Genomic DNA, 22,480 nt, shown 5'->3' on the forward strand with positions numbered 1-22,480 from the left:
GAACCCTGTGGAGACATCCAGTCATGGCATTCCTTGCCGACGCCCTTTCCCGCGTGAAGCCCTCCGCCACGATCGCGGTCACCCAGAAAGCGCGCGAGCTCAAGGCGAAAGGCCGCGACGTCATCGGGCTGGGCGCCGGCGAGCCGGATTTCGACACGCCGGACAACATCAAGAACGCGGCGATCGAGGCGATCCGCCGCGGCGAGACGAAGTATCCGCCGGTCTCCGGCATCGCCCCGCTGCGCGACGCGATCGCCAAGAAGTTCAGCAGAGAGAACAATCTCGACTACCGGCCGGAACAGACCATCGTCGGCACCGGCGGCAAGCAGATCCTGTTCAACGCCTTCATGGCGACGCTGAACCCCCGCGACGAAGTGGTGATCCCGACCCCCTACTGGGTGAGCTATCCGGAAATGGTGGCGCTGTGCGGCGGCACGCCGACCTTCGCCGCGACGACCTCGGCCAACGGCTTCAAGCTGACGGCGGAGGCGCTGGAGCAGGCGATCACGCCTAAGACCAAATGGCTGGTGCTGAACTCGCCGTCGAACCCGTCCGGCGCGGCCTATACCGAGGCCGAGCTACGGGCCTTGGCGGACGTGCTGCTGAAGCATCCGCAGGTCTGGGTGCTCACCGACGACATGTACGAGCACCTGACCTATGGCGACTTTGTCTTCAAGACCATCGCCGAGGTCGAGCCAAACCTCTACGCCCGCACACTGACCATGAACGGCGTGTCGAAAGCCTATGCGATGACCGGCTGGCGCATCGGCTATGCCGCCGGCCCGGTCGAGCTGATCAAGGCAATGGACATGATCCAGGGCCAGCAGACCTCCGGCGCCTGCACCATCGCGCAATGGGCATCGGTCGAGGCGCTCAACGGCCCGCAGGATTTCATCGCCAGGAACAAGGCGATCTTCCAGGGCCGCCGCGATCTCGTCGTGTCGATGCTCAACCAGGCGCGCGGTATCCAGTGCCCGTCGCCGGAAGGCGCGTTCTACGTCTATCCGTCCTGCGCGGGCCTGATCGGCAAGAAGGGTCCGTCGGGCAAGGTCATCGAGAACGACGAGGACTTCTGCGCCGAGCTGCTGGAGGCGGAAGGCGTGGCGGTGGTGTTCGGCACGGCCTTCGGCCTCGGCCCGAACTTCCGCATCTCCTACGCGACCTCCGAGGCGCTGCTTGAGGAGGCCTGCACGCGCATCCAGCGCTTCACCGCCTCGCTGGATTGACGCGACGCCGACACTCGAACAAGAAAAACCCGGCTCCGCGCCGGGTTTTTCTTTTGCGGGGCCGCGGAAAGATGGCGGCCAGCCGCGATGGAGCAGTCCGGCAAGCGAGGCTTCGCTTCCCGTCCTCAGAGCAGCCGGCGGGCGCGGAGCAGCCTCAGCCAGGGACCCGCGTGGAAGACGCTCATCAGCAGGTACATCAAAGCCATCCCGCTCAGCGGCGATACGCCGGCGACCGAGCACAGCATCTCCGCCGGGTCGCCCAGCACGTCGGTCAGCAGCGCCATGGCTGCGAAGGTCGGCGAGGCCGCAAGCGCCAGCCCGTCGACCACTCGAAAGGCCGGACCGTCGGCCGAAGGAGGTGCGGCGGCGTGGCGGCGGACCTCGCCACCTTCGGAGCCGCCGCAGCAGGCGTGGCTCATGGTTTTGCGTCCTGGTGGCGCATGGCCGCCTCTCCGGCGTCCGACACTTCCACCCACTTCCTGTCGGGCGCTGCGCCGGCGACGTAGCTGTCGTGCCAGTTCCACCACTGGTAGGGTGGTGTCTGCGGGTAGCCCTCGGGCGAGTCCTCCCAGACCTCCTGCCGGCCGAGCGGCGTGATGTCGAGGTAGTTCCAGGTACCCCCCATCTGCTCGTCGCCGCGGTTGTCGACGAAATAGGTGCGGAACAGCCGGCCGCCGTCGCGGATGAACACATTGGTGCCGTGCCATTCGTCCACGCCGAAATCGGCGTCGAAGCTGTCGGTGACGGTGTACCACGGCATTTTCCAGCCCATGCGCGCCTTCAGCCGTGCGATGTCGGCCTGCGGGGCACGCGAGACAAAGACGAGCGTGGTGTCGCGGGCGTTCAGGTGAGCGACGTGAGCGACCTGGTCGGCGACCATCGAGCAGCCGCGGCAGGCATGGTCGGGCCAGCCATACACGCCCGGCTCATAGAAGGCGCGGTAGACGATCAGCTGACGCCGGCCGTCGAACAGGTCGAGCAGGCTCACCTTGCCTTCGGGCCCCTCGAAAGCATACGCCTTGTCCACGGCCATCCACGGCATGCGCCGGCGCTCGGCCGCGAGCGCGTCGCGGGCGCGGGTGTTGGCCTTTTCCTTGACGAGCAGTTTTTCGCGGGCCGCCTCCCATTCCCGCGGCGATACCACCGGCGGCGTGTGCATGGCGGGATGTCCGCTTCGATTTTCGGCTGATGCGGTCATGATCTCGAACCTCCTCATTGGGCGCTGCGCGGTATCGCCGAGCGCGATGCGGCCGCCGCTCAGTGCGCTCATTGGCCGTGAGATAGCTTTTTGGCACCGGAAATCGACAGGCGGGAGTAACAAGTCTGACGGGATTTCGACGGCAGCCGCCGAATTCGGCGGCGCAGCGATGTTCTCGCGCACCACCCCAAGCCGCGTGACCAGGAGAAGCCCGGCCGCCGCGACGGCATGGTCTTCATTGCCGCAGGCGCCGCCGCCGGAGCCTGGTCGGCGGCATTGCCGAAACTGGCGGCGATCGTCATGATTCAGGGGCTGCACGGCGCCAAGGACGAGGCAATCGAAAAAAGGCGAGCCCGACGGCCGGCAGCTTGCCGAGCGCCTGTCGGAAATGTTCCTCGACCTGCTGCGGGCAAGGCGCTCCCACGCCGGATGACGTCGCTGTGGCTCACCGCGGCCTTATCCGGCACGTTCCTCGACCGACAACACATCAATAGACAACAACAGGTTGTCTTTCGGTCTGGTACTTGCCATCCTGCCGTCGGGGCGACGGACCGTCGACGTTTCAGCGGTCCGGAATACGAGGAGAGGTTATGATCAGAAGACGTATTCTATCGATTTCCGCCGCAACCCTCATGATAGCGGGCTGCCAATCAAGTTCGGACCCGCAGGTGCAGGCCCGCAACCACGAGTTCGGCTGCATAGCCGGCACTGTTGGCGGAGCGGTCGTCGGGGGCCTCATAGGAAGCACGATCGGAGCAGGAAGCGGCCAGGTCCTGGCGGTGGCGGCCGGAATTGGCGGCGGCGGCTACCTCGGAAACCGTCTGGCTTGCGGCTAACCAGGAGATATCTGATGAAAAAGCTCGCTCTGACGGCCGCGTGCGTCGTGTTTCTCGGAAACGGCATCGCCACGGCACAACAAGCCCCGGCGATGCATGAAGGTCAACTCAACCAGCTCGACACCGACAAAAGCGGCGGCGTGAGCAAGGCCGAGTACCAGACCTTCATGTCCGCCGCCTTCTCGAAAATCGACGCCAGCGGTGACGGCTCGATAAGCCAGGACGAAGTGGCGAAAATGCTGACGCCGGACCAGTTCTCGTCCATGGATGCCAACGGCGACAAGCGGGTGAGCCGCTCCGAGTTCATGGGACAGGTCATGAAGGACTTTGCCGGAGCTGACCGTGCCGGCGACGGGCAGCTCAAATAAGACGCTCGGAAAGATTTGATCCGGAGCCCAACACCGAGGGCCTCGAGCTCTGACTTTTGGGTCTGTTGGGCAGTCCTCTCACAGCCCTCCCGGGCCACCTCTCCCACTTCGTGGGGCGAGGAACCCGGGCCGGAGGAGCGCCGGCATCGCGGCAGCGGTTCCTCTCACCCGGGGCAGAGATGGTCCGAAGGACCGATGAGGGGCGCTTCATCGGTCAACTTCTGGGCGATTGCGCAACTGTCATTGATCCGGCGACGATCCCGCAGCATCAACCCGAATACTGCTCTTCCGACACCTTCTCCAGCCAATCGGCGGTGACGCCGTCCAGCGCCTCCTGCATGGCGATATGGCTCATCGCCGTGCGCGGCCCGGCGCCGTGCCAATGCTTCTCGCCGGGGGCGAAGGAGATCACGTCACCGGTGCGCACCTCCTGCACCGGCTCGCCCCAGCTCTGCACGCGGCCGGCGCCGGAGACGATGAGCAGCGTCTGGCCGAGCGGATGCGTGTGCCAGGCGGTGCGCGCGCCCGGCTCAAACTGCACCAGCAGCGCGCGCAGCCGCGCCGGCTCCTCCTTCTCGACGATCGGGGTCTGCAGCACGCGGCCGGTGAAATAGGCTTCCGGCGCCGGTTTGGTGGCGACGCTGCCGCAAGGAATGATCTTCATGGCCGGTTTCTCCTGTCGGATGAGCGGGCCGGTCGATCCATGTCCGGCCCGCCTTCATAGAACCTGCCGGGCTACACCGCCACCCAGCACTTGGTCAGCGCATGGCTGCCCATCATCTCGCCGTTCGGATCGTCGACCCAGCCGCCGACCCGCGGGCTGGTCGCGTCGATGTAGTTGTTGAACATCGGCACGATCACGCCGCCCTCGTCGCGCAGGATCATCGCCGCCTGGCGGTACATGGACTTGCGCTTGGCGGCGTCCAGTTCGGAGCGGGCACCGATGATCAGCCTGTCGAAATCCTCGCGGAAGAAACGCGTATCGTTCCACTCCGCCTTGGACAGGTAGGCAATGGAATAGACCTGGTCCTGCGTCGGCCGGCCGGTCCAGTAGGACATGGAAAAAGGCTGCTTGTTCCACACCTCCGACCAGTAGCCGTCGCCCGGCTCGCGCTTCACATCGACGGTGATGCCGCATTTGGCGGCGCTCTGCTGGAAGAGCTGCGCGGCGTCGACGGCGCCGGGGAAGGCGACATCCGACGTGCGCATCAGCACCGGGCCGCTGTGCCCGGACTTCTTGTAGTGGAAGGCCGCCTTTTCCGGATCGAACTTGCGCTGCTCGATGTCGTCGTCGAACAGCGGATAACCCTTCACCATCGGCGTATCGTTGCCGACGGTGCCGTAGCCGCCGAGAATCTTCTGCACCATCTCCTCGCGGTCGACGGCATATTTGAGCGCCAGCCTCAAATCGTTGTTGTCGAAGGGCGCGGTGTTGCAATGGGCGATCATCACATAGTGGCCCTTGCCGGGCACGTTGCGGATGGTGACGCCGGGCACCCGCTTGACCAGGTCGACGATCTTCGGCTCGACGCGGTTGATCATGTCGACCTGGCCGCCTTGCAGGGCGGCGGTTCGGGCCGTGGCATCGTTGACGACGATGATCTCGATGGAATCGGCGTGGCCGCGCTGGTCGCTGCCCCAGTATCCCTGATGCTTCTCGCCGACATGCCTCACGCCGGGCTCGTTGACGGCGAGCTTGTAGGGTCCGGTGCCTATGCCCTCGGTCGGATTGTCCTTGCCGCCGTTCGGCTGGATCATCAGATGGTAGTCGCCGACGACATAAGGCAGGTCGGCATTGGGCTCCTTGAGCGTGATGACCACGTTCTGGCCGTCGGCCTTGACGCTGTCGAAGGCGCTGACGAAGGCGAGCGCCGCCGACTTGGAAGCCGCGTCGGCATGACGCTCCATCGTCGCCACCACATCGGCCGGCGTCAGGTCCTTGCCGTTGTGGAAGGTGACGCCCTGGCGGATCTTGAAGGTCCACACCTTCGCGTCGTCGGAGGCCTCGAAGGATTCGGCAAGCCGGCAGTCGATCTCGCCGGTCGGCTTCACATCAAGGAGTTGCTCGCCCCAGCAGCGGCCGAGCGTGTAGGGCACCTGGCTTGTCCAACTGCCGGGATCGAGGCTGTCGGTGGCGCCGCCGCCGACCATGCCGGCCCTGAGCACGCCGCCTTTCACGGGAGCCTGCGCTTGCGCGGCGCCCGCCAGCAGCGAATTCGCCAGGCCGGCCGACACGCCGAGCGCGGCGGCGCGGCCGAGAAAGTCGCGCCTGCTGAGGCGCCCTCCGGCGACGAGCCGGCTGAGATGGTCCAGTTCCGACATTTCCGTTCCCTCTGTTCTTGTTGCCCCCCATCCTGCCTCGCCCGGCTCGGCTTTGCCAAGGCCTGTCCCAACACAGACAGAAGAGCCGGCAGGCGTTCCGCCTGCCGGCCCGAAGCAAGAGCTGTCCGGCTGGCCCTATTCCTTGGCGTGCAGGTCGGTGCCGAGCGTGTCGCGCACGAAGATCAGGCCGATGACCAGCGACATGGCGGCGATGGCAATCGGATACCAGAGGCCGTAGTAGATATCGCCTGCCGCCGCGCTCATGGCGAAGACGGTCGCCGGCAGCAGGCCGCCGAACCAGCCGTTGCCGATGTGATAGGGCAGCGACATGCCGGTGTAGCGGATGCGGGTCGGGAACATCTCGACCAGGATCGCCGCGATCGGCCCATAGACCATCGTGACGTAGAGCACGAGGATGAACAGGATGCCGATGATCATCGGCCAGTTCACCTTGGCGGGATCGGCCACCATCTTGAACGCGCCGGCACCGGGCACGGTGTAGACAGCGACCTCCGTCGCGCCCGCCGCCTCTTCCGCGGTGATCAGCTTGTCCTTGACCGCTTGTTCGAGCGGAACCGTCGCCTTGTCGCCGGCGCGGATCGCCGCGGCGTCGAGGGCGAGCTTCGGATTGGCCGCCACCAGGGCATCGAGCTTCTGCTCGGCGACCTTGGCCGGATCGCGCACCAGCGGGTAGCCGGCGTCCTGCAAGGCGTTGAACAGGCCCTTCGACAAAGCCGCGTTCTTTGCCGCCGCTTCGGCACCGGCCGCGGTCGCGTCGTAGGATTCCACCGTCTCGTCGCCGATCTTGACCGTTGCGGCCGTGCCTGGCGCCGCCGTCGCGACGACGTCGTAGGGCACGGAATTCTTGGTCAGGAAATCGGTGGCGATATCGCAGGACGAGGTGAACTTCTCGGTTCCGGTGAGCTTGAACTGGAAGTTGCAGTCGCCCGGGGCGGCGGTCACCGTCGCCCGCACGTTCTGCTGGGCGGTGGCCAGCGCCGGATTGGCGGCCCAGGTCAGCGCCTTGAACAGCGGGAAATAGGTGACGATGGCGAGCGCCAAGCCGGCCATGATGATCGGCTTGCGGCCGATCTTGTCGGAAAGCCAGCCGAACACCACGAAGAAGATGGTGCCCAGCGCCAGCGCGATCGCGATCATGATGTTGACTGACACCGAGTCGACCTTGAGCACGTTGGTCAGGAAGAACAGCGCGTAGAACTGGCCGGAATACCAGACCACGGCCTGGCCGGCGGTGAGGCCGAGCAACGCCAGCAACGCGATCCTGGCGTTCTTCCACTGGCCGAAGGCCTCCGTCAGCGGCGCCTTGGAGCCCTTGCCCTCTTCCTTCATACGCTGGAAGGTCGGCGATTCGCTCAGCGACAGCCGTATCCACACCGAGATGCCGAGCAGCACGACAGACACCAGGAAGGGAATGCGCCAACCCCAGGCCTTGAACGCGTCCGGTCCCATCCATGTCTGGATCGCCAGGATGACGATGAGCGACAGGAACAGGCCGAGCGTCGCCGTCGTCTGGATCCAGGAGGTGTAGTAGCCGCGGCGGTCGTCCGGCGCATGCTCGGCGACATAGGTCGCCGCACCGCCATATTCTCCGCCGAGCGCCAGGCCTTGCAGCATGCGCAGGGCGATCAGGATGATCGGGGCCGCGATACCCCAGCTTGCCGACCCCGGCAGGAGACCGACAAGGAAGGTCGACAGGCCCATGATGAGGATGGTGACGAGGAAGGTGTATTTGCGGCCGACAAGGTCGCCGAGACGTCCAAACACCAGCGCGCCGAACGGGCGAACCAGGAAGCCGGCGGCAAAGGCGAGCAGCGCGAAGATGTTGCGCGTCGCCTCCGGATACTCACTGAAGAAGGCCGCGCCGATGAAGACGGCGAGCGAGCCGTAGAGATAAAAATCGTACCATTCGAAGACGGTACCGAGCGACGAGGCGAAGATGACCTTCTTCTCCTCCCTGGTCATGCCGCGCCTCTCGGCAGCGGCAATTGCTGCCACTGACATGTCGTTCCTCCTGAAAGCGATCCGTTTTGTCGGAAATGCCGGCCGGTTCGGCCGGCAGGCGGAACAAGTGTCAGAAAAGAATGCGCTTAGGCAGAGCGTCTTTAGGATTATGACTATTGAATTACGACTTTTGTCTTATACGTGAAGAGAAAGTACAGGCCTGGCGTTAGGGAAGGTGTGAATGTATTTTCCATACACTTTCATACGTCAAGCGATCCGGGCCGGAGGCCGGCCCGGATCGACGAGGCATCAGGCGTCGAGCGCCGGACGAAGCGAGCGATGCGGCTGGCCGGCGAGATAGCCGTTCTCGCGCAGCCATTTGGCGATGATCAGTTCGACCAGCGAGGAGACCGAACGATGGTCCTCCTTCGCCGCGACGGTGAGCGCTTCCTTGATGTCCGGTTCGATCCGGAAACCGAGAGGATGGGTCTTGGCCATGGGTAGTCCTTTGCCTGTCTGTCTAAATCCGAGACGCTTGCGTCATGGGACGTTCGCGGAACCATTGCCTGGGCAGGGGCAGGCGCGGGCCTGCCGGCGATCAGGCGCCGAGCGTGGCAGGCGGCGGAGCGCGCGCCTGAACGAGGCCGAGCTCCGATCGGACGACGAAGGAAAGATGATCCGGCAGGCTCGCGGCCAGCTGCGGCGACGGACCATGCCACGGACCCGCAGGCGGCAGGCCGAAACCGTCCGCTGCCTCGGCCATGTCGGGCGGCGAGGCCGGTGTATCCGGCTCGGCAGGTACGATGCCGGTTTCCCAGAGCGGCGCGCCGGGACGCGGATCGGATTTGCGCGCCTCCAGCACCCGCTCGGCGACGGAAGCCGGCTCGAAGCGCCGATCCGGCTCCGATGCCGCGGGCGCGGTGGCGATTGCGACGGCAGCCGCCAGCCACAGCATGACGCCGTGGACGAATGCCCAGAGCCGTTCCGTGTGCTGCCTGCCGTCCGTCATCTGCCTTCGCGGTACCGTCCTGTGGGCGTTCGACTCTGGAGAGCCTGTCGTGACCGAGATGGCGGTCGTCATACAAAGTAGGAGCATTGCCTTGGCGGCACAAGCCGGGCTTTTTCCTTGCCCTCCCGGCAAACCCATGTGACGATGCGCGGAGGTAGGCGGCAAACGACAAAGCCCCACCCGCGACGGCCACAGGCCGGCCGCCGCTCACGAGGAAACGGTTGAGTGGAGGTCAGCATGGGAACTCGCGCCGGAGGCAGGCGAACGGGACCGAAATGCATCGCCATTGTCGGTCCCTTCGCCAGCGGCAAGACAACGCTTCTCGAAGCCATTCTCGCCCGTACGGGCGCCATCCCCCGTCAAAATTCCGTGACTTCGGGCAGCACGGTCGGCGACAATTCCCCCGAGGCCCGCGCCCACGCCATGAGCGTCGAGGCGGCCGTCGCCACCATCGACTTCATGGGCGAGCTGATCACTTTCGTCGACTGCCCCGGCTCCGTCGAGTTCGCCTACGAGGCGCAGCCCGTGCTTGCCGCCTGCGATGCGGCGATCGTCGTGACCGAGGCCGACGAGAAGAAGATCCCGGCGCTGCAGCTCATCATGCGCCGTCTCGATGAGATCGGCCTGCCGCGCATCCTGTTCCTCAACAAGATCGACAAGACTCCGGCGGGCGTGCGCGACACGCTGAAGCTGTTGCAGCCGGTTAGCGAGACGCCGCTGCTGCTGCGCCAGATCCCGCTGCGCCGCGATGGCATCGTGGTCGGCGCGATCGATCTCGCGCTGGAGCGCGCCTATGTCTGGCGCGAGCATGCCGAAAGCGAGGTCGCCGAGATTCCGGACGACGAGAAGGGCCGCGAGGTCGAGGCGCGCTTCTCCATGCTGGAGACCCTGGCCGACCATGACGACAATCTGATGGAGCAGTTGCTGGAGGAAGTGGCGCCGCCGCAGGACGCGGTGTTCGACGACCTTGCCGCCGACCTGCGCGAGGGCCATGTCACGCCGGTGCTGATCGGCACCGCCGAGAAGGGCAACGGCGTGCTCAGGCTGCTGAAGACGATCCGCCACGACGTCGCCGATGTCGAGGCGACACGCCAGCGGCTCGGCGTGACCGGCAATGCCGCGACCCTGGTGCAGGTGATGAAGACCGTGCACACGCCGCATGGCGGAAAACTGTCGGTCGCCCGCATCCTGTCCGGATCGATCGCCGACGGCGCCGAGCTCGTCCTGCCGGACGGCGGCGCCGCGCGCGTCTCCGGCATCTACCGGCTGCTCGGCAAGGAGCAGAGCAAGCTCGCGTCGGCGGCAGCCGGCGAAACAGTGGCGCTCGGCAAGCTGGAGGGCGCGCGCACCGGCCAGACGCTGACCACCGGCAAGACGGCCGCCGTCCAGCTCTTCCAGGAACCTGCGCCGCAGCCGGTCTTCGCCATCGCGCTGCGTCCCCGCGAACGCAAGGACGACGTGAAGATGTCGGCGGCGATCCAGCGGCTTGCCGAGGAGGACCCGTCGCTCTGCGTCGCCCATCAGGATACCGGCGAGACGATTCTTTCCGGCCACGGCGAGATGCATCTGCGCGTAACCGTCGAGCGGCTGGACGGCAAGAACCAGATCGCGGTCGAGCAATCGGTACCCGGCGTGCCCTATCGCGAGACCATCCGAAAAGGCACGCAGCAGCGCGGCCGTCACAAGAAGCAGTCGGGCGGCCACGGCCAGTTCGGCGACGTCGTCATCGAGATCAAGCCGCTGCCGCGCGGCTCGGGTTTCCAGTTCACCGACACCATCACCGGCGGCGTCGTGCCCAAGCAGTACATCCCCTCCGTCGAAGCCGGCGTGCGCGACTTCCTCAAATCCGGGCCGCTGGGTTTTCCGGTGGTCGACGTCGCCGTCAACCTCTCCGACGGATCCTACCACACGGTCGATTCCTCCGACATGGCGTTCCAGATGGCGGCGAAACTGGCCATGAAGGAAGGCATGGCAGCCTGCTCGCCTGTGCTGCTGGAGCCGATCATGAAGGTGCGGATCTTCACCCCTTCGGACGCCACGGCGAAGATCACCGGCATCGTGCCGCAGCGGCGCGGCCAGATCCTCGGCTACGACGCGCGGCCGGGCTGGAAGGGCTGGGACGTGGTCGAGGCGACCATGCCGCAGTCGGAGATCGGCAACCTGATCATCGAGCTGCGCTCGGCCACCGCCGGCGTCGCCAGCTACGAGGCCACGTTCGACCACATGGCCGAGATCACCGGCCGGCTCGCCGACGACGCCATGAACAACGCCCGCGGCAAGGCCGCGTGAGGTGACGGCGCCGGGCGTGCAACTCTGCGCGCCCGGCAGGCCGGGCGATTCAGCCTTGTCCCAACAGGGCCCGCGTCAGCTCTTCCCATTCCTCGTCGAGCGTCAGTACCGAGGGCGTGGCGCCGGCGCGGCGATACCAGTAGGCGGCGTTCGACGGGTCGCCTTCCTTGCGGTGCAGATAGGCATGCACCCGCATGCCGGCCGCGTCGTCGCGCTCCTGCGCGTGCTCGTGCGCGGCGTCCCAGTCGCCCTTCGCGTCCCACCACAACGCCAGCAGGGCGGGCGCCAGGCCGGCGGGCGGCAGCGGTTGCGCGAGCGAATTCCTAAAGCTCTGCAGATCCATGTTTCCCACCTTCGTGAACAACGGAGCGCCGATTGTAGCCGTGCCGGCGCCTGATCGGTAGGATGTTCGCCGATATCCGGCACAAACACGAGGGCCGGATATCGGCGCGGCGCCGCTGATTTCGCCACACGATGTCGTGAAAGGCGGAAGATCGGATTTCTCTGTAACGTTTGCCTCATGCCGCGCGAATTTGCAGAACGAGCCGACCGGTCCGGCCGCGCTCGTTGCAACGGCCTGCGGAGGACCGCCCGATGACCTTTTCCATTCACCGCCGCCCGTCCTGGGCGATTTCCGAGGCTCAGGCGACGCCGGAAGCGGCATTCCTCAACCGGCGCGCCCTGCTGGCAGCCATGGGGCTCGGGATCGTCGGCGCGGCGAGCGCCCTGCCCAGCCCTGTCCGGGGCGAAGAAGCCGATCCGACCGCCGACCTCTATCCGGCAAGGAAGAACGAGGCCTACAAGCTCGATCGGGACCTCACGCCGGAAAAGATCAACGCCAACTACAACAATTTCTACGAATACGGCACCTACAAGGAGATCGCCGAGGCGGCGCAGGCGCTGAAGACGCGGCCCTGGGATATCGAGATCGGCGGGCTGGTCGAACAGCCCTTCACCATCGGCTTCGACGACCTCGTGCGCAGGATCCCGCTGGAGACGCGGCTCTACCGCCACCGCTGCGTCGAGGCGTGGTCGATGACCATTCCGTGGAGCGGCTTTCCGCTGAAGGCGCTGGTGGCTCTGGCGAAGCCGCAGGCCTCCGCGACATATATCCGCTTCGAGACCTTCCTCGATCCGGAGATGGCGCCCGGCCAGGCCAATTTCCTGTATCCGTGGCCCTATGTCGAAGGCGTCACCATGGCGGAAGCCGGCAATGACCTCGCCTTCCTGGTGACCGGCGCCTACGACAAGCCGGTGGCCAAGCAGCACGGCGCGCCGCTCAGGCTGGCGCTGCCGTGGAAATACGGCTTCAAGTCGATCAAGTCGATCCGCAAGATCGAGTTCGTCGAGGAGCGTCCGGTCGGGCTGTGGGAGGCGATCCAGCCGCAGGAATACGGCTTTTGGGCAAACGTGAACCCCGAGGTGTCGCACCCGCGCTGGAGCCAGGCGATGGAGCGCGTGCTGCATACCGGCGAGTATGTGCCGACGCTGATCTACAATGGCTATGGCGACCAGGTCGAGGGCCTCTATGCGGGTCTCGGCGACGAGAAGCTGTTCATGTAGGCGCAGCGGACCTGCCTGCGATTTGGGCGCCGAGAGCCCCTGCGTAATAGACGGGCGATTCCCGTCCGCTCCGGCAAATGGTGGCCCACCGGGATCAAAGACTGGCTTTGGAGTATCGCCGCAAGGGCAGGACAGGAGGATGCCGGAATCAAAAAAGCCGGATCTGAAAGACCCGGCTGAGTTTGATTGGAAGTGCCTAAAAAGGCTAAACCTCCAGAGGGGAACACTCGAGGGCGCTAATGGGAGGAGGAACGCGCCCTGGAGATGATGAATATATGAGCCTTTCATGCCCAAGAAACAAGCATGGTGTTTGCAAGGCTCCCATGCAAAAAGCGAACATCTGTGGTCCAATGCCTTCGCGATGTTCAATAGCACAGGGCGCAGGCGCGCGGCAGCCGCTGAACCTGCAACGCGGCCGCCTCGGCTCGGCGCTCAGAACGACCAGTTGCGGGCCTTGGAGATGACGAAGTCGCGGAAGGCGTGCAGCTTGGCCTGGTTTTTCATCGCGTCGGGATAACAGAAATAGGTGTCGAAGGACGGCACCTCGGTTTCGGGCAGCAGCTGCACGAGGCCGGAATCCTTGTCGATCAGATAGTCGGGCAGCATCGCTATGCCGCCGCCCCGCTGCACTGCCCGCTTGATCGACAGGATGTCGTTGATCTGCAGGGTGGCGATGCGCTGCCCGCCCTCGAAGTCGCCCAGCGTCTCCAGCCAGTTCAGTTCGCTGAGATGCGTCGGCACCGGCAGGCCGAAGGTGACGATGCGATGGTCCTTGAGGTCGGCGATCGAATTCGGCTTGCCGTATTTGGTGATGTAGGACGGCGCCGCGAACAGATGGAAATGCACGGTGAACAGCCGCCGCTGGATCAGGTCCGGCTGCTGCGGCTGGCGCAGGCGGATGGCGCAGTCGGCCTGCCGCATGGTCAGGTCGAGCTCCTCGTTGGCGAGGATGAGCTGAAGCTGGATGTCCGGGTAGAGCTCGATGAATTCCGGCAGCCGGTCGGTCAGCCAGCCGGCACCGAGCCCGACGGTGGTGGTGACACGCAGCACGCCGGACGGCTTGTCCTTGGCCTCGGTCAGCCGGGAGCGGACGTTCTCCAGCTTCATCAGCACGTCATGCGCGGTCTGGTAGAGCAACTCGCCCTGTTCGGTCAGCACCAGCCCGCGCGCATGCCGATGGAACAGCGGCACGCCGACGTCGTGCTCCAGCGCGCTCACCTGCCGCGAGATCGCCGATTGCGACAGCCTCAGCGTCTCGGCCGCATGGGTGAACGAGCCGGCCTCCGCGGCCGCATGGAACACGCGCAGCTTGTCCCAATCCAATGACATTCGGTCCCCTCGCTCTGCCGGCTTGTCACCGCCGGCTTCATGCCTTCCGCCGCGCGGCTATTCCGCCGCCACGCGGTGCTCCTCAAGGCTTGCAATAAATTTCTCCGCTTCCAGCGCCGCCATGCAGCCGAGCCCGGCCGCGGTGACCGCCTGGCGGTAGACGTCGTCGGCAACGTCGCCGGCCGCGAACACGCCCGGCACGCTGGTGCGCGTCGTGCCGATCTCCGTCCACAGATAGCCGTTCGGCTTCTGCTTGAGCTTACCGACGAACAGCTCGACCGCCGGCGCATGACCGATCGCCACGAAGATGCCGTCCACCGGCAGGTGCGAGACCTGGCCGGTCAGGACGTTGCGCAGCTTCAGCCCGTCGGCCGTGGGCGGCAGCGGCGTCTTGCCGGGCCGTCCGGTGATCTCGTCGACGACGGTCTCCCAGATCACCCGGACGTTTTCCTTCTTCGCCAGCCGCTCGCGCAGGATGCGCTCGGCACGGAACTCGCTGCGGCGATGGATCACCGTCACCGACTTCGCCAGGTGCGAGAGATAGAGCGCCTCCTCGACCGCCGAATTGCCGCCGCCGATCACCGCCACGTCCTTGCCGCGGTAGAAGAAGCCGTCGCAGGTGGCGCAGGCCGAAACGCCGAAACCCTTGTAGAGATCCTCGCTCGGAATACCCAGCCACTTCGCCTGCGCGCCGGTCGCCACGATCAGCGCGTCGCAGGTGTAGGTCGCGCCGCCGTCGGTCTTGACGCGGAACGGCCGGACGTCGAGGTCGACATGGGTGACGATGTCGTTGACGATCTCGGTGCCGACATGCTCGGCCTGCTTCAGCATCTCGCCCATTAGCCATGGGCCCTGGATCGGCTGGGCGAAGCCCGGATAATTCTCCACGTCTGTGGTGATGGTGAGCTGCCCGCCCTGCTGCAGGCCCGCGATCAGCACAGGTTTCAGCAGCGCGCGCGCCGCATAGATGGCGGCCGTATAGCCCGCGGGGCCGGAACCGATGATGAGGACGGGCGCGTGCTTCGCGGTCATGGATCGCCTTCTTGGTTGAATCCTCCGGCCGCTCCGATTGCAAGCGGGCCCGAAAGCCGCGTCTAATCTAGGTGTTGGCCCGCGCCGCAGCAAGGCGCGCTCCGCCGTCGTCCCCGACAAGCTTACGGTTGTTAAACAAATTATGAGTCATAACGAAAATCCGGTTTCGAGGACTGACGCTCCCCTTCCTTTGGGCTAAGGACGCAGGCAGGCGCATCTTTTCCCCCCGCGGCGGACCACGACATGGCGATCAAGGCCGAACTCGACGCGATCGACTGGAAGATCCTGCGGGAGTTGCAGGACGACGGCCGCATGACCAATGTCGAATTGTCGCGCCGCGTCGGCATCTCGGCGCCGCCCTGCCTGCGCCGGGTCAAGCGGCTGGAGGATGCCGGCGTGATTCGCGGCTACCGCGCCCTGCTCGACGGTCCGGCGCTCGGCATGTCCGTCGTCGCCTTCTGCCTGGTCGGCCTGCAGCACCAGTCGGACGCCGAGCTGAAGGCGTTCGCGGCGCGCACGCGCGACTGGCCGGTCGTGCGCGAGGCGTGGATGGTGTCCGGCGAATCCGACTTCATGCTGCATTGCGTGGCGAGCGACCTCGCCACCTTCCAGGGCTTCGTCATCGAAGAGCTCACCTCGACGCCCAATGTCGACACGGTGCGCACGGCGCTTACCATCCGGCAGGTGAAGGACGAAGGCCTGGTGGCGATCCAGCCTTCGCGGACCGAAGTCAAGTCTTAACCGTCCGTCCGCGGCCGGGCGCCGGAAAACCGTCCAGGGCCGAGTGGCCGGCCTTCGCGTCCTCGCCCGTTCCGGCGGCGCCGATCCTGTCGGCCGCAAGCTCGATAAAGGCCTTGACCAGGGGCGAAAGATGCCGGCTGCTGGGATAGACGGCATGCAGGCCCCCGGCCGGCGTCGTGTAGTCATCGAGAACACGGCGCAAACGCCCGTCGCTGATAGGCGCCCCGACCATCCGGTGGGGCAATTGTGCGATGCCGCAGCCTGCAACGGCAGCCGCAAATACCGCCTGCATTTCATTGGCGGCGAAGCGTCCGGACACCGTGACCGTTTCCTGGCCGTGCGGTCCTTCCAGCAGCCAGTGGGCTCCGCTTGTCGAAGAACCTGCAATGACGCAGTCATGGCGGGCGAGATCGGCCGGCAGCGCCGGGACGCCATGGCGGGCGAGGTAGCCGGGACTGGCACACAATATCCTGTGCGTGGAGCCGAGCTTGCGGGCGACCAGCGTCGAATCCGGAAGCAGCCCGGTGCGGAAAGCCAGATCGATGCCATGCTCGACCAGGTTGAGTTGATCGTCGGTGAGGAGCAGTTCGACCCTGGCCTTCGGATGACGCGCAAGAAAATCGGTGACCGTGCCGGTCAGGAAAGAGCCGCCGAAACCTACGGGAGCGGAAATGCGAAGCGTGCCCGATGGTTCGGCCCGGGCTTCCGCGAGACGAAGATTCGCGTCCTCGATTGTCCGCAGCGCCTCGCTGCTTCGCTCATAATAAAGGCGTCCCGCGTCCGTCACGGTGAGGCTGCGCGTCGTGCGCTGAATGAGCCGCACCCCGACCTCGCGCTCGAGCGCGGCAACGCGGCGGCTGACCGTCGTCTTGGGCATGCCAAGCAGACGGGCGGCAGCGGTGAAGCTGCCGGCTTCGACGACACGGACAAATACCATGATATCGTTGAGGTCGAGCATTGTATCCACAATTGGGTCGATGTTTCCCAATTATAGCCCATTATGGATCAATTGAGCGCCCCCTACCTTCGTCTTCATCGAAGCAAAGGAGCACGCACATGACCACCAAGAGAAACGTTCTGGTAACCGGCGCAACCGGCCAGCAGGGAGGCGCCGTCGCACGCGCGCTGCTGTCCAGGGGACATCGCGTCAAGGCACTGACTCGCAGGCCGGAAAGCGACGCCGCGCGGCGGCTGGCATCGGCAGGCGCGAATGTCGTGGCGGGCGACCTCGGCGACGCGGCCTCCGTCGTGCAGGCAGCGAGCGGCGTCGACACCATGTTTCTGATGGGCAACAGCTACGAGGCCGGCATCGACGAGGAGACCCGTCAGGGGATCATTGCCGCCGACGCGGCGAAGGCCGCCGGGGTCGGCCATCTGATTTATTCGTCAGTCGCCGATGCCGACAAGCAGACGGGCATCCCGCATTTCGAAAGCAAGTACCGCGTCGAGAAGCATGTCGCTGCGCTCGGCATCCCCTACACCATCAGCGCGCCCGTCGCCTTCATGGAGAACATAGTCGCGCCGTGGTCGGTTGGCGCGCTGAGCCAGGGCACGTACGCCTTTGCGATGCCGCCCAGGCGCGTCCTTCAACTGGTGGCGGTAGCCGACATCGGCGCGTTCGCCGCTGCCCTGGCCGAGCGGCGCGAGCAGGTCTTCGGCAAACGTTTCGACATCGCCGGAGACGAGCTGTCCGGCGAGGAGCAGGCTCAGATCCTTTCGCAGGCCATCGGACGGCCCATCGCCTACCAGGAAATCCCGATCGCGATGGCCCGCCAGCAAAGCGAGGACACGGCACTCATGTTCGAATGGTTCGATCGCGTTGGCTACGATGCCGACATCGCCGCATTGCGCAGGGATTTTCCGGAAGTCCGCTGGCACGGTTTCAGGGACTGGGCGCGCGCCTTCGACTGGAAGGCTCTCGAACGCGGACCCTCCGGCAACTGAGCGGCCATAGGCCCTGTCGGCCGGGGCCCTTATCCGCCCCGCGCCCAAACCGCATCGTAGACGCGCTCGATGCCGGCGGCCTCGCGCTCCAGGTGGAAGCAGGCGCGCGCCTCGACCAGCCCCTCCTCGCCATGGCGCTTCGCCAGATCGGGATCGTCGAGGTAGCGGCGGATCGCTGCGGTGAGCGCCGCTCCGTCGCCGGCCGGCACCACCGCGCCGGTGACGCCGTCTTCCACCATCTCGGCATAGGCGCCGGCGTCGCTCGCCACGACGGCGGTCGCCGAGGCCATCGCTTCCAGCGGGGTCAGGCCGAAACCCTCGTTGCGCGACGGCGCGACATAGAGCGTCACGCGGCGGTACCAGACCTTTATGTCGGCGACCTCGCCCAGGAAGAGGATGCGTTTCTCCAGCCCGGCGGCGGCGATGCGGCGCTTCAGCTCGTCGGCGAAGGCGCGGTTCTCGGGCGTGACGCGGCCGGTGACGACGGCCGTCCAGTCGGGATATTGCGGCAGCAGTGCGATCATCGCGTCGACGAACAGGTCGGTGCCCTTCTGCGCCCTGACCCGTCCGAAGCAGCCGACGGCGTATTTCCCGGGCAGGCCGGCGGCGGCGAAGTCGTCGGCCGGCTCGCTGCGCGGATGGAAGGCGTCGAGGTCGACGCCGTGCATGACCACCTGATGCGGCACTTCGAGGAAGCTGCCCGAACGTGCGCTGGTGGCGATCACCGCCTCCATGCGCCGGATCAGGAATTTCGTGAAGGGCCTGTGGTCGCGCTGAGCGGCCGAGGTGAAGACCAGGTGCAGCGGCGCCCGCAGCACTGACTTCAGGAAAATCCCGGCGATCATCTCGACATTGCGCCGGGCATGCCAGATGCGCTTGCGGCCCGAGGCAGGCCGCAGCCACAGCGACGGCAGCTGCCGCGGCCGCAGCTTCGGCAGCGTGTCGGGCAGCCCCGGTCCGATTGTGGCTATGCCGAGGCGCGCCGCCTGAATCGGCACGAGCTGGACCACCGTGCTGGTGACGCCCGACAGCCTCTTCTTGAAGTGCGGGGCGATCACCTCGACGCGCGACATGTCGGGCGCCGCCGTTCCGTCCGGGGACGGTTGCGAAGGGCGGCCCATGCGCGCTGCTCCGGTCCGGTCAGACGAAGCTCAGCTTGACAATCTCGTAGCCGCGCGGGCCGCCGGGCGCATTGACCTCGACGGAATCGCCGACCTCCTTGCCGATGAGCGCGCGCGCGATCGGCGAGGAGATGGAGATGCGGCCGGACTTCACGTCGGCCTCCTGGTCGCCGACGATCTGGTAGGTCTTGGTCTCCTCGGTATCCTCGTCGACCAGTTGCACCGTGGCGCCGAACTTGATCTTGCTGCCCGACAGTTTGGAGATGTCGATCACCTCGGCGCGCGCCACCAGATCCTCGAGTTCGTTGATGCGGCCCTCGTTGAGGCTCTGCGCCTCCTTCGCCGAATGATATTCGGCATTTTCCGACAGGTCGCCATGCGAACGCGCCTCGGAGATCGCCTCGATGATGCGCTGCCGCTCTTCCTGCTGGCGCCAGCGGAGCTCCTCCTTAAGCGATGCGAAGCCACCAGCCGTCATCGGGACCTTGATCATTTCAGTTTCCGCTCCTAGTGCAGCCCCGACACCCTGTCTGCGACCAAGCGGAGACAGGGCGGCGGGCAAAAAAAGAAACGGTCCGCAAGCCATGGCGACGGAACCGTTCTCAGCTCATTCCGGCCCAATATAGCAATGTCCGGTGATTTTTCACGCCAAAAAAGCGGCGCTTCACAGGAGCGCAAGCCGGAAACGGCATGATTTCACCTCGTCTTGAACGGCGGGCCGCCGAAAGCGGGGCGAGCGCCCCTTGCACCGTCAGGCATAGGACCTAAGTCCGAACCCATGCGGCACTCCTCACGGCTCACTCTCCTCGCTTTCGCTCTCGCTGCCGGGATCCTGCCGGCCTCGGCACAGTCCACCGGCGGTTTCGACACGGAAGTCCTGGCGGACGGCCTGAACCATCCCTGGGGCCTGGACTTCCTGCCGGACGGCGGCGCGATCGTGACCGAGCGCCCGGGGCGGATGCGCCTCCTCACTGCCGGACAGCTCTCGGAGCCGGTCGCCGGGTTACCTAAGGTCGCGGCGCGCGGCCAGGGCGGGTTGCTGGATGTCGCGGTGTCGCCGAACTTCGCTGGGGATAGCTTGATCTTCTTCAGCTTCTCGGAGCCGGGCGCCGATGGTGCCGGTACGGCCGTGGCGCGCGCCAGGCTGGTCCGCGACGGGGCGAACGCCCGGCTGGAGGATGTTCGCACCATCTTCTCGATGAACAGGAAGACCCGCACGCGGCAGCATTTCGGCTCGCGGCTGGTGTTCGCTCCGGACGGCACCCTGTTCGTCACCACCGGCGACCGCGGCGACGCCGAGCGCGCCCACCCGGACGGAACCATACCGGAGGACAACCCGAAGCCCGACGGCTGGCTGCCGGAGCTGTGGTCGAAAGGACACCGCAACGTGCAGGGCGCGGTGTACGATCCGGTCACCGACGGCCTCATCGCCATAGAGCACGGCGCGATGGGCGGCGACGAGATCAACCGGGCGGAGGCCGGCAGGAACTACGGCTGGCCGGTCATCTCCTACGGCCGCCACTATTCTGGCGGGAAGATCGGCGTCGGCACCGCGGCGGACGGCTACGAGCAGCCGCTGCACTACTGGGATCCGTCGATCGCGCCCTCGGGCGCGGCCGTCTACCAGGGCGAGATGTTCCCGGAGTGGGAAGGCGACCTGCTGACCGGCTCGCTCAAATTCGACTATCTTGCGCGTCTCCAGCGCGACGGCAGCGGCGCCATCGGCGCCGAGGAGAAGCTGCTGGCGGGCGAGCACGGCCGCATCCGCGACGTCAGAGTCGCCCCGGACGGCTCCGTCTGGCTGCTCACCGACGAGCGCGACGGCGCGGTGATCCGCCTGTCGCGCGAGGATTGAGTGAGGGGACAGTTTTATTACTTTTTTCGGCCCACGTGACTTCTGAGCTGCGGTGGCCCTTCTGCCGAAAAAAGTAAACTGTTCCCCGGCGGCCCTTCAGCCCTTGTACGCGTCGATCTGCGCCGCCAGCTCGCGATACTCCTCGCAGGCCGTGCCGCAGCGCTTCTCGATCTCCGCAAGCTGGTTTTTCGCGGCCGCGACGTCGCCGCGCTGCAGATGCGCCTCGCCGAGATACTCGCGTACCAGCGTGTAGTCGGGGTCGATCCGCAACGCCTCCTCGTAATAGCCGAGGCCGACGAGGATCCGGCCAGCCTTGCGATGCGAATAGCCGAGATAGTTGAGGATGCGCGGGTCGCTCTTGTTCACGGCGAGGCTGAGCACCTTGATGGCTTCCTCGTAGTCGCCTTTTTCGGCAAGCTGGCGTCCAGCCCCGTATAGCGTGTCGTCGTCGACGACGCCGCTCTTCTGGGTAACGCATTTCTTGGTCTTCTTGTCGTACACCTTGCCGGCGGAGCACTGCGGGACGCTTCCGCCGCCGCTGCTGCTGTCGCCTCCGCCGCCGCCCGCCGAAAGGGACGGGCCGGTCGCAAGCGGCACGGCGACGAGCAGGGTTGCGACGATGCTGGTTAGCCGAAGCTGCATTGGCCTTCTCCCGAGATGAAGCGTGGTCTCGACTTGTCAACGCCGCGGCACCGGCGGCTCTTCCAGGCCTGCCCTAAAAAGATCAGGCCCTGAAGATCAGGGCGGCGCCGCCGCAGATCAGCGCGAAGCCGAGCACATGGTTCCAGGTGATGCCTTCCTTCAGATAGAAGACCGAAAACAGCACGAAGACAACAAGGGTGATGACCTCCTGGATGGTCTTCAGCTCGGCCGCCGAATAGACGGCGTGGCCGATGCGGTTGGCCGGCACGGCCAGCCAGTATTCGAAGAAGGCGATGCCCCAGGAGAACATCACCGCTGCGACCAGCGGCGCTGACTTGAACTTGAGATGCCCGTACCAGGCGAAGGTCATGAAGACGTTGGAGGCGAGCAGCAGCAGGATCGGCAGTATCTTGGGAGAGAGGATGATGCTCATGGGGACACCAGGGTTCGGAGGGACACGCCATTTCGGCGGAAGTCCGGGCCCTGTCAATCACGCCGAAACGACGCGCCGATCGGCGCAGGTGACGTTGCCTGCAATTTCTGTATCATCCTGGACGGGCCAGCAGGGAGTTCGTCCGTGCAGAGGAAGTTCGACAAGGACTGGGACCTGACGATCGGGCCGGACACGGTGCGACTCTTCATCGAGAAGGCGAAGGCGATCAGCGCGGCGGTGAACGAGGACTATGACGGCGGGCAGGACCACGAGGTCGAGTTCGATGGTGACACTCTTGACAATCACCGCCACGACGGGCTTGCGGAAGAGGAAGCCGAGAACCTGACCGAGGAAGAGCTGCGCGAGCTCATCGACGACCTCAATGTCGACGAGGCGGCCGAACTGGTGGCGCTGATGTGGGTGGGGCGCGGCGACTACGAGGCCGCCGAATGGGCCGAGGCGGTGGCGGCGGCGCGCGAGCGCGGCAACCGACGCACATCGAAATATCTTCTCGGCATGCCGATGCTCGGCGACTGGCTCGAGGAGGGGCTGGAGGCGATCGGCGCCTGACTCGCAACCAAATTCCGGCCGTCGCCGTTCAGCGGCGATG

General features: G+C 65.8%; 25 protein-coding genes. 9 read left to right on the forward strand and 16 right to left on the reverse strand.

Going from position 1 to position 22,480, the window contains the following annotated elements:
• The first annotated feature begins 23 nt into the window (after positions 1–23).
• Positions 24–1,226, forward strand: a complete 1,203-nt coding sequence (locus tag C7I84_RS11140) for a pyridoxal phosphate-dependent aminotransferase (protein WP_106772259.1) — start codon at positions 24–26, stop codon at positions 1,224–1,226.
• A 125-nt stretch (positions 1,227–1,351) separates the two neighbouring features.
• Here the strand turns inward: C7I84_RS11140 and C7I84_RS11145 are convergent, their stop codons facing one another.
• The 3 genes from C7I84_RS11145 to C7I84_RS29680 all read right to left on the reverse strand — a co-directional run bounded on the left by C7I84_RS11145 (position 1,352) and on the right by C7I84_RS29680 (position 2,726).
• Positions 1,352–1,645 carry a hypothetical protein gene (locus tag C7I84_RS11145; RefSeq protein WP_106772261.1) on the reverse strand — a complete coding sequence of 98 codons (294 nt, stop codon included), beginning with the start codon at positions 1,643–1,645 and terminating at the stop codon, positions 1,352–1,354.
• On the reverse strand, positions 1,642–2,424 hold the full coding sequence (locus C7I84_RS11150; protein WP_106772377.1) for a DUF899 domain-containing protein: 783 nt from the start codon (positions 2,422–2,424) through the stop codon (positions 1,642–1,644). Before C7I84_RS11150 ends, C7I84_RS11145 begins: the two co-directional genes overlap by 4 nt.
• Before the next feature lie 68 nt (positions 2,425–2,492).
• Positions 2,493–2,726: a hypothetical protein gene (locus C7I84_RS29680; protein WP_133170086.1), complete on the reverse strand. Its 234-nt coding sequence runs from the start codon at positions 2,724–2,726 to the stop codon at positions 2,493–2,495.
• Between the two features lie 288 nt (positions 2,727–3,014).
• Between C7I84_RS29680 and C7I84_RS11155 the strand changes: the two genes are divergently transcribed.
• A complete protein-coding gene (locus tag C7I84_RS11155) occupies positions 3,015–3,260 on the forward strand; it encodes a hypothetical protein (protein ID WP_106772263.1) in 246 nt (81 codons plus the stop codon).
• A gap of 14 nt (positions 3,261–3,274) precedes the next feature.
• The gene (locus C7I84_RS11160) at positions 3,275–3,628 is read left to right on the forward strand and encodes an EF-hand domain-containing protein (protein ID WP_106772265.1); all 354 of its coding nucleotides are present in this window, start codon (positions 3,275–3,277) and stop codon (positions 3,626–3,628) included.
• 268 nt (positions 3,629–3,896) lie between these two features.
• On the opposite strand, the gene C7I84_RS11165 is transcribed toward C7I84_RS11160, so the two are convergent.
• From C7I84_RS11165 to C7I84_RS11185, 5 genes are all read right to left on the reverse strand, one after another.
• Positions 3,897–4,292 carry a (R)-mandelonitrile lyase gene (locus tag C7I84_RS11165; RefSeq protein WP_106772266.1) on the reverse strand — a complete coding sequence of 132 codons (396 nt, stop codon included), beginning with the start codon at positions 4,290–4,292 and terminating at the stop codon, positions 3,897–3,899.
• A 71-nt stretch (positions 4,293–4,363) separates the two neighbouring features.
• Positions 4,364–5,950, reverse strand: coding sequence for an ABC transporter substrate-binding protein (locus C7I84_RS11170; protein WP_106772267.1), 1,587 nt, complete (start codon positions 5,948–5,950; stop codon positions 4,364–4,366).
• Between the two features lie 135 nt (positions 5,951–6,085).
• Complete coding sequence (locus C7I84_RS11175) at positions 6,086–7,972, reverse strand: MFS transporter (RefSeq protein ID WP_106772268.1); 1,887 nt, start codon at positions 7,970–7,972, stop codon at positions 6,086–6,088.
• 249 nt (positions 7,973–8,221) lie between these two features.
• Entirely contained in the window at positions 8,222–8,410 is a 189-nt protein-coding gene (locus C7I84_RS11180) for a type II toxin-antitoxin system antitoxin (RefSeq protein ID WP_106772269.1), read from the reverse strand.
• 100 nt (positions 8,411–8,510) lie between these two features.
• Positions 8,511–8,921 carry a hypothetical protein gene (locus C7I84_RS11185; RefSeq protein ID WP_106772270.1) on the reverse strand — a complete coding sequence of 137 codons (411 nt, stop codon included), beginning with the start codon at positions 8,919–8,921 and terminating at the stop codon, positions 8,511–8,513.
• Between the two features lie 237 nt (positions 8,922–9,158).
• On the opposite strand from C7I84_RS11185, the gene C7I84_RS11190 reads away from it, so the two are divergent.
• Positions 9,159–11,210 carry an elongation factor G gene (locus C7I84_RS11190; RefSeq protein WP_106772271.1) on the forward strand — a complete coding sequence of 684 codons (2,052 nt, stop codon included), beginning with the start codon at positions 9,159–9,161 and terminating at the stop codon, positions 11,208–11,210.
• A gap of 49 nt (positions 11,211–11,259) precedes the next feature.
• On the opposite strand, the gene C7I84_RS11195 is transcribed toward C7I84_RS11190, so the two are convergent.
• Positions 11,260–11,553 carry a hypothetical protein gene (locus C7I84_RS11195; protein ID WP_106772272.1) on the reverse strand — a complete coding sequence of 98 codons (294 nt, stop codon included), beginning with the start codon at positions 11,551–11,553 and terminating at the stop codon, positions 11,260–11,262.
• A 251-nt stretch (positions 11,554–11,804) separates the two neighbouring features.
• Here C7I84_RS11195 and msrP point away from each other — a divergent pair, with 251 nt between their 5' ends.
• The gene (gene msrP / locus C7I84_RS11200; RefSeq protein ID WP_106772273.1) at positions 11,805–12,773 is read left to right on the forward strand and encodes a protein-methionine-sulfoxide reductase catalytic subunit MsrP; all 969 of its coding nucleotides are present in this window, start codon (positions 11,805–11,807) and stop codon (positions 12,771–12,773) included.
• A gap of 432 nt (positions 12,774–13,205) precedes the next feature.
• Here msrP and C7I84_RS11205 read toward each other — a convergent pair whose 3' ends face one another.
• Together C7I84_RS11205 and trxB are read right to left on the reverse strand one after the other, a co-directional pair.
• Complete coding sequence (locus tag C7I84_RS11205) at positions 13,206–14,102, reverse strand: LysR family transcriptional regulator (RefSeq protein WP_106772274.1); 897 nt, start codon at positions 14,100–14,102, stop codon at positions 13,206–13,208.
• Positions 14,103–14,159: 57 nt separating this feature from the next.
• The gene (gene trxB, locus C7I84_RS11210) at positions 14,160–15,134 is read right to left on the reverse strand and encodes a thioredoxin-disulfide reductase (protein WP_106772275.1); all 975 of its coding nucleotides are present in this window, start codon (positions 15,132–15,134) and stop codon (positions 14,160–14,162) included.
• Between the two features lie 243 nt (positions 15,135–15,377).
• On the opposite strand from trxB, the gene C7I84_RS11215 reads away from it, so the two are divergent.
• Positions 15,378–15,875, forward strand: a complete 498-nt coding sequence (locus C7I84_RS11215) for an Lrp/AsnC family transcriptional regulator (RefSeq protein ID WP_106772276.1) — start codon at positions 15,378–15,380, stop codon at positions 15,873–15,875.
• Here C7I84_RS11215 and C7I84_RS11220 read toward each other — a convergent pair.
• Positions 15,865–16,833, reverse strand: coding sequence for a LysR family transcriptional regulator (locus C7I84_RS11220; protein ID WP_106772277.1), 969 nt, complete (start codon positions 16,831–16,833; stop codon positions 15,865–15,867). The genes C7I84_RS11215 and C7I84_RS11220 overlap by 11 nt on opposite strands.
• Before the next feature lie 98 nt (positions 16,834–16,931).
• Here C7I84_RS11220 and C7I84_RS11225 point away from each other — a divergent pair, with 98 nt between their 5' ends.
• The gene (locus C7I84_RS11225; protein ID WP_106772278.1) at positions 16,932–17,819 is read left to right on the forward strand and encodes an NmrA/HSCARG family protein; all 888 of its coding nucleotides are present in this window, start codon (positions 16,932–16,934) and stop codon (positions 17,817–17,819) included.
• Positions 17,820–17,848: 29 nt separating this feature from the next.
• Here C7I84_RS11225 and C7I84_RS11230 read toward each other — a convergent pair whose 3' ends face one another.
• Together C7I84_RS11230 and greA are read right to left on the reverse strand one after the other, a co-directional pair.
• A complete protein-coding gene (locus C7I84_RS11230; RefSeq protein WP_106772378.1) occupies positions 17,849–18,892 on the reverse strand; it encodes a glycosyltransferase family 4 protein in 1,044 nt (347 codons plus the stop codon).
• Between the two features lie 67 nt (positions 18,893–18,959).
• Complete coding sequence (gene greA, locus C7I84_RS11235; RefSeq protein ID WP_106772279.1) at positions 18,960–19,433, reverse strand: transcription elongation factor GreA; 474 nt, start codon at positions 19,431–19,433, stop codon at positions 18,960–18,962.
• A 285-nt stretch (positions 19,434–19,718) separates the two neighbouring features.
• Here greA and C7I84_RS11240 point away from each other — a divergent pair, with 285 nt between their 5' ends.
• A complete protein-coding gene (locus C7I84_RS11240) occupies positions 19,719–20,795 on the forward strand; it encodes a PQQ-dependent sugar dehydrogenase (RefSeq protein ID WP_106772280.1) in 1,077 nt (358 codons plus the stop codon).
• Between the two features lie 96 nt (positions 20,796–20,891).
• Here C7I84_RS11240 and C7I84_RS11245 read toward each other — a convergent pair whose 3' ends face one another.
• A complete protein-coding gene (locus C7I84_RS11245; protein WP_106772281.1) occupies positions 20,892–21,437 on the reverse strand; it encodes a tetratricopeptide repeat protein in 546 nt (181 codons plus the stop codon).
• A gap of 82 nt (positions 21,438–21,519) precedes the next feature.
• Complete coding sequence (locus tag C7I84_RS11250) at positions 21,520–21,870, reverse strand: DMT family protein (protein WP_106772282.1); 351 nt, start codon at positions 21,868–21,870, stop codon at positions 21,520–21,522.
• A gap of 144 nt (positions 21,871–22,014) precedes the next feature.
• Here C7I84_RS11250 and C7I84_RS11255 point away from each other — a divergent pair, with 144 nt between their 5' ends.
• Positions 22,015–22,440, forward strand: a complete 426-nt coding sequence (locus C7I84_RS11255; protein WP_106772283.1) for a DUF3775 domain-containing protein — start codon at positions 22,015–22,017, stop codon at positions 22,438–22,440.
• Positions 22,441–22,480 lie beyond the last annotated feature (40 nt).

Origin of the sequence: Kumtagia ephedrae (assembly GCF_003012745.1) — a bacterium.
Classification (GTDB): Bacteria; Pseudomonadota; Alphaproteobacteria; order Rhizobiales; family Rhizobiaceae; genus Kumtagia; species Kumtagia ephedrae.